This is a genomic window from Pseudomonas sp., assembly GCF_050739655.1.
Classification (GTDB): Bacteria; Pseudomonadota; Gammaproteobacteria; order Pseudomonadales; family Pseudomonadaceae; genus Aquipseudomonas.
The window spans coordinates 1-6,359 of sequence record NZ_JBOIBY010000569.1 but is presented as its reverse complement, the minus strand read 5'-3'; the positions used below and the strand labels follow the sequence as shown (position 1 = coordinate 6,359).

Below are 6,359 nucleotides of genomic sequence, written 5' to 3'. Positions count from 1 at the left end.
AGAGATGACTTCTCGTTCCTCGGCAACGATTTCCGCACCCTGCACTGACGATGACTCCTTCTGTTTGCTAACCGGGCGAGCGATAGGGTATCATTCCCGGTGGTGCGTTCACCCTATGACACCAAGCATCAGAATGTATAAACTTGTATACACAAGGAGATATACATATGCAAGTCGTTCAACATATTCAAAAATGGGGGAATGGTACGGGTATACGCTTACCGAAGAAACTTAGACGAGGTAAAGCTTCGACCTGGCCAGTCAGTTGCCATTAATCTTTCCGGAGCATCGATCGTGCTTACTCCGGTCAAGGATGATACTAATCGCCTGCCTAGCCTTGCCGAACTCTTACTTGGGGTCACTCCGGATAAAGTGGGGGGTGAGTATAACTGGGGAGCCGATCAGGGCCACGAGAAAGTGGATGACTAGCTCCGTCTATCTGCCCGACAGCGGAGATATTATTTGGCTCAATCTCGATCCACGCACTGGCCATGAGCAGTCTGGCCGTCGGCCAAACCTCGTACTGTCCAACCGGCAATACACGAAACGCACTGGATTAGCCATTGTTTGCCCCATTACCTCGAAGGTTAAAGGGTTACCTTTCGAGATCGCACTTGAAAACACGAAGACTGAGGGTGCTATCTTGCCAATTCACGTTCGGAGTGTCGATGTTGAAGCGCGTCACGCTCGGTTCATCGAAACATTACCACCCAGACTGCTTACGAAGAGTCGGAATTATGTACGCGTTATTATCGGAGCCAGTGAATAGGGCGACCGAAGTAACCTCAGACTAGTTTGTAGCTCCCCCAAGTAATAAACGTCGCAAAAAAGAGTTATTGTGCGACGCAACTAGCTGGTACGACCCCCAGAACCTTCGAAAGATAAAAACCAGCTTGCGTGCCGGTCGGCTCTCTCTGCTTACTACTGCGGATTCAGCCGATGGTCCCAGATGAACTTGCGTACCTCGTCGCTGATCGGCCACTCTAGTATCTCAGTCAGGAACGGAGACTTAGTTTCACGACGATCGTAGCGCAATATCAGCTTAACAACGACAAGAAGAATATTGGTCGGCCAGTTTTGAGCCCTCGTCACAAGATTGCCGAGATCTAAGTAACCCTCCTTGATAAGTCGACCTAGAGTTTCTTCAGCGAACGAGACCCCATCGCTAGACTCCGGCAGCTCAAGCCGATCCAAGGCGTCCAAGCACCATGCTGAAGCGCGTCTCTTGAGCTGTTCGTTTGGATGCATAAATGTCGTCTTGATCAGCGCCATAAATTCTCGACCGACCAACGGATCATTCGGTATGGCATCAAGTACATCGTCAACGAGACGCTCAATGGTAGTGAGCACAGCCGGCTCCCTACCCACACCATCCCTAAGGTACGAGTGGCTTATCGCTAGCAATGTCGCAATTTCTTCAGCTCCCTCAAGACCAGTTGTCGCACGGCGCGTGCCAGCGACAATTAACCAAGTGGCGATTGTCTCACCTGCCTCATTAGGACGATCCCGAGTCAATCGGGCGAGGACCTTTAAGGCACCCAGCCGGGCGTGGGTATGCGACTGACCGCTGAAGCGTGCCAGCAGCTTCGGAAGAAGCCAACCTTGACGGGCTTCGGCGGCTTGCCTCAAATACTTGAACGCTTGCAATGAAACTTTGCGTGATGGATCGCCTGCAAGATCAAGAAGAACTGTACGAGCTTTCTCGTTTACACTTACCGCCCGACCCGCCAGGCGCGCTCGTAAAAAGTTCATCGCGTCATTGGCCTCATCTGGAGGAGCGGCCAGGCGAGTTAAAATCGCTTCCACTGTCTGCCACCGAACCGGATCAGGCCCGTTGGCTAGATTTCCCAACGCCCTCTCCTGCTCTTGGCGAGTGAGTGCCAACAGATACGAGATGGCAAGCTCAAGTCTTTCGGGGTTATCATAAACAAGTTTTAAATAAGCATCTACTGTCCAAGATGACTCCGCCGATACGTGCAACGAGAACCAGCCTGCCAACTTATATCGCAGTTCACTATCAGCCACTGTCAGGGTCTTCAAGAGCCCACTGACACGTCCGAGCCCAGCGGACGTGCTCGGCACGTCCTGGTCCTGAATTAGAATCGCAACCCAACGACTACCACCTTCCTTGACTGCTTGCTGTAGACATATAAGCAGTCGCTCAACGATATTGGGATCATCGTTCTCCATAAATGAGGTAACGAGGGTTTTCCGCAGCTCATCTTGCTCGTTCGCTGCCCTAGCAACTGCATGAGCACGCAGTCTATTGCTATTGCTACCACCATCATTAAGGAAAACCAACGGATCGCACTCAGCAAGGTCGTTCTTGTCAACTCCATCAGTCTGCGGCCGCACTGTCCACTCGGTAACCGATGAGATCAGAGCTAGGGCCTCTTGCCCGATATTGTTGGCCGCCTTATGTGAAAGCACATTACGTAACAGCTGGCGCCGCTCCGATAATGGGACACCTGACACCATATGCACCCGAATGATGAATCGTACACCCATGGGTGTCGCACGCGGAACCAAACGACGCGTCGCTGCAAGGACAGAGGCGCTAAGGTTAACCTGTCGGTCGATCACATGCCTAAGCAAGTTTCCTAGAAGCTGATCGGCTTCGAGGGCGGGCATTCCACTAAACTGCTGTTTATAGACGGCCTGGAGGAGCTTAACCAGCTCGGTATGATGCTTGTCTGGATCTCGTATAATGAGAGTTCCTGCTTTGATAGTTGCATTGTGAGCGCTCTTATGATCTCTTGCGCAAACGACTCGTGCTAGAATGTCAAGCGCTTCAGCCAGCCCGTCATCTGGCATAAGAAGTAGCGCATCAAGCAATATACGCCGAAATTTTCTGCGCTTCGTAAGGCCACGTACGAGACCCGGACGAAAATTTTCTACCAACCCATATGCAGCCGCATAGAAAGCTGGCTCTTGAGAGAGATCGAGCTGGTCGAATAACTGCTTCGCCTCGGCAGCGTCGGCTATAGCTATCACATGTTGAATGATTCTCCATCTATCCCAACGAACAGCGGGTTCTCGTTTTAGAGAGACAAGTAGCTGGGTAAGTTCAGGTTGGGCGCGATCACGCAAGTATACGCCCATACTGAATTCGGCCATCTCCTGGTGGTTAAATGCAACGCGCGACCCGATAGATTTGTCAAGGATCAGCACACCCTCACTGCACAAGTCTTCGAACGCTGCGAGTGAGTCGAGATCATCCGGCAAATCAACGAGGGGCACTGATAAAGCGATGTGCTCGTCGGATAGCTCCCATATTTTTCTGGCAATATCCATCCACTGGTTCAATTTACGTCGCGCCACGGACGTGTTGGCTAGATGTTTACGAGTACCGAAAATTTTCTTCTCATAGTAAGCTATCCATAATCGCGTACGGGTTAGATCGGGAGGTACAACCCCTTCATCTGCAAACGTATCGCAGACCATCGTGAGCAGCAGAGGATTACTGATAACCTCTTGAAGCTGTTCCCGCCTGGCCGCACGTTCGACTATAGCCTCGGCGAACCGATCAACTCCGACCGTCGGATTTATACCTCTGTAGGCGAGGTAACTCTTGGTTATCTCGATGATCTCACCATTAGACAGACCTGGAATATCGAAAGGTTCTCGGACGAACGATTTCACAGGTGCAAGATGATGATCCGGCGCTAAGAAGACCGCGTATTCACGATGCCTACAGGTAAAGATGACATTTGCACCAGCATCGAGTAAGCGCTCGAACAGGTCAACAATTGGCCCCCACGTACCAGGACCCAATTGAAGATCAATAGTGTCAAACAGTACAACTACTGGTCGAGATTCATCCTCGACGATGGATTGAATTACCGACACCAGACCCACATCGACGCAGAGAAGTCGACCAAATTGAAAGTCAAGTTCATCAACGTTACTTGACGACTCCCGAAGCAGCCCGCAAGGAATAACGACTACCGCGTTGCGCGCATCGATAAGAGCGTCGTAAACCTGACCAGCTATTACGGTTTTGCCGGCACCAGCACTTCCACGTATAGGCAAGAGACTCGGCAAGGCATCGTTCTTCAGCTTAATGTTTGCAATTTTTAGAATCTTGTTGACGATGTCCATCCGTGGGAGCGATTGAGCTACTTTATATGCAACCAAGTAGTCTTGTCGAAGTCTGGAAGACACCGCAAGAGCTTTCTGTGCATCCCCGGGGCTTATTGACTCCAGTTTTTGTTGGCGCACGCTTACGGGTACAGCATTCCCGGAGTCCACAGATGGAAGCTCAGGAAACTCGACGTTCTCTGCAATGTTAGTTGGCATGGCCGCAAGAGGGCTTACCCGCTTAAGGGGGTGTATATCCCGAGCAAGCGCACGACGTTCGTGATCATTTTTTTCATTGTAGAGAAAGCTATTGAGAACTCCCTGTAACGCCTCAAGGATGCGAACTTCGTGCTTCCTGGCATTCCGTACCGCCATCACCTTCCCGATGTATTTGTAGACAGCAATTATCTGCCTGTCCTCCTTTTTCTTATCTAGGGATTGGGTGGTGACGCGTGCTGCTTTCATCTCTTCCGCAGTTGGTTTTGCTAAGCGAATCAGGTAGAGCCCTGCTGTGACGATATTGTCGGGATCCACTTCAGCGGCTCTCTTCAAGACCGCTTTAAGAATGACTTCTCGGTCGTATTTTTCCTTCACGCTCTCGGCATGAAAATCAAATGCTTTTGCAACCAATCTGAACAAGGCTGTGCCGTCACGAAGACCATCACCTAGGACAGTTTGATCTGCTAAATTCTGGAGTTCTTGCATGACCTGATTATCCGGCCACTCGCGGCGCCTTGGCATTGTGTCAGAAGCTTCCTTTCCTACATTAACCGCAGCATACTACGCGCCTTCGCGCTTACGGTCAACTCGCCTATGCTTGCAATTTTTACCTAAAACAATAATTATCGCTTATGTCACCTGTTATCTCACGCGGAGGTAAGACATGTTCGTCTTTCGGGATGCCATCAAGGATTTTTTCGATTTTGCACAAGGATGGGACACGATGAGTGAGCCAACTCCCGCCTGCGCTGACCATCTCTTCGATTTTGTGAACTCATGGTTATACCATCCGGACTGTATGGCACTTATCCGGACAGCTGGTGACTACGAGACGTACATGTATGCGTTGACGGGGATTATTGAATCTTACCGCGATAATCCCTCCATCATGAACTACGCAAACCCGGAGAACCGACGTAACCCTTCATACGTGAGGCAGCTTGCTGGTGTAATGGATCCGGCCTGTGAAAGCCTGCACTGCATCAGTCCTGGTCTCTACAAGAAGCTCGTTTTTGAGTGGCAGGTAAACGAAGGCGTCCATATGTAGTGAGGTCCGCCACTATTGGCCCGTTCCGTCCTTGCACGGAGCGGGCCTTCGCTTTGCTCGGACACCCAGACCGTATGCCGTCCGATCCGCGTCCGATCGAGCCATAACGCGTCCGCTAAAGAGCCGATCTCTGACCGTTCTTCCAGCTTGACCGGCTATAGCGTGGATTTGCCAGGCCAGGTCGGAAACACCGACCGGCCCCCAATAGGAGGCGTACCCACTATGAAGATTCACTGCAATTGGCTGGACTGGCTGATTTGGCTGATCTGGCTACTTATCCGGCTGGGCCTGCTTTGACGGGTGGGGGCGGGGAGACGAGATGCTAGTCTTATGACCCCGTCCCCACCGTTTAATCAGCGCCGCCGTGAAGGCATGTAAGGCGCCTCACCAGGGTAGCCCCCGCACAAGGCCCCGGACGCGATGCGTCCGGGGCCTTGTCGTCTATGGCGTTGCATGACGGTCGAGAGTGACTGGCCGCAGCGACTCCCATCTGCCCACTTCAACTCAACACTCAAGATCCAGACCGCGTGCCGACCGAGGGTGCCGTTCACGGTAATGACGATCGGTCGCCATGCATGACGGACAGCCACAGACGGCAACAGTTCAACTCCATAGCGTGACCTTGTCCGCCGAGTGGAAGCTACACACCTCAGAGGATGCAGGGTTGGCCTCAGGAATCGGTATTATGATCATGAGAGGCCACTCTTTCTTCTGAACCAACTTGATAATGGTCGCTTGGCGGGTGTCGCGTGAGCCCGCCACTTCAAGTCGAAAAACTGGCAAAACTGGATATTTCGGTTAATCGAGGAGAATACCCCATGGCGTCACCCCCCGGCTACGACTTCATCGTTCAGTTACACCATGAGGTCGTCTGCGACGTGCAAATGTTGGCCGCCACGTTCAGTGAGGATGAGTGCGTCGTGCTGGTTGCGGTTGTCTGGGAATGCCGAAGGCCCCGTCCCGGGGTTTGGGGCGGGGCCTTGGTGGTTATGTTGGCGGTGTGGTGCTCATG

At 52.0% G+C, this 6,359-nt stretch carries 4 protein-coding genes; 3 read left to right on the top strand and 1 reads right to left on the bottom strand.

Annotated features, from left to right (window positions below; all coding sequences use genetic code 11):
* Positions 1-313 precede the first annotated feature (313 nt).
* The gene (locus ACRESJ_RS27065) at positions 314-769 is read left to right on the top strand and encodes a type II toxin-antitoxin system PemK/MazF family toxin (protein ID WP_431760597.1); all 456 of its coding nucleotides are present in this window, start codon (positions 314-316) and stop codon (positions 767-769) included.
* Positions 770-921: 152 nt separating this feature from the next.
* Here ACRESJ_RS27065 and ACRESJ_RS27060 read toward each other — a convergent pair whose 3' ends face one another.
* Positions 922-4,785 (bottom strand): hypothetical protein, encoded by a 3,864-nt coding sequence (locus ACRESJ_RS27060; RefSeq protein ID WP_431760596.1) that lies wholly within the window; start codon positions 4,783-4,785, stop codon positions 922-924.
* Between the two features lie 178 nt (positions 4,786-4,963).
* Here ACRESJ_RS27060 and ACRESJ_RS27055 point away from each other — a divergent pair, with 178 nt between their 5' ends.
* Positions 4,964-5,347: a hypothetical protein gene (locus ACRESJ_RS27055; RefSeq protein WP_431760595.1), complete on the top strand. Its 384-nt coding sequence runs from the start codon at positions 4,964-4,966 to the stop codon at positions 5,345-5,347.
* Between the two features lie 818 nt (positions 5,348-6,165).
* Positions 6,166-6,359: hypothetical protein (locus tag ACRESJ_RS27050; protein WP_431760594.1), on the top strand; the 194-nt coding region annotated here is incomplete at its 3' end.

Excerpts from the sequence above, each read along its gene's own strand:
- ACRESJ_RS27065 (WP_431760597.1), top strand. The coding sequence starts at position 314 with ATGATACTAATCGCCTGCCTAGCCTTGCCGAACTCTTACTTGGGGTCA.
- ACRESJ_RS27060 (WP_431760596.1), bottom strand. The coding sequence starts at position 4,785 with ATGCAAGAACTCCAGAATTTAGCAGATCAAACTGTCCTAGGTGATGGT.
- ACRESJ_RS27055 (WP_431760595.1), top strand. The coding sequence starts at position 4,964 with ATGTTCGTCTTTCGGGATGCCATCAAGGATTTTTTCGATTTTGCACAA.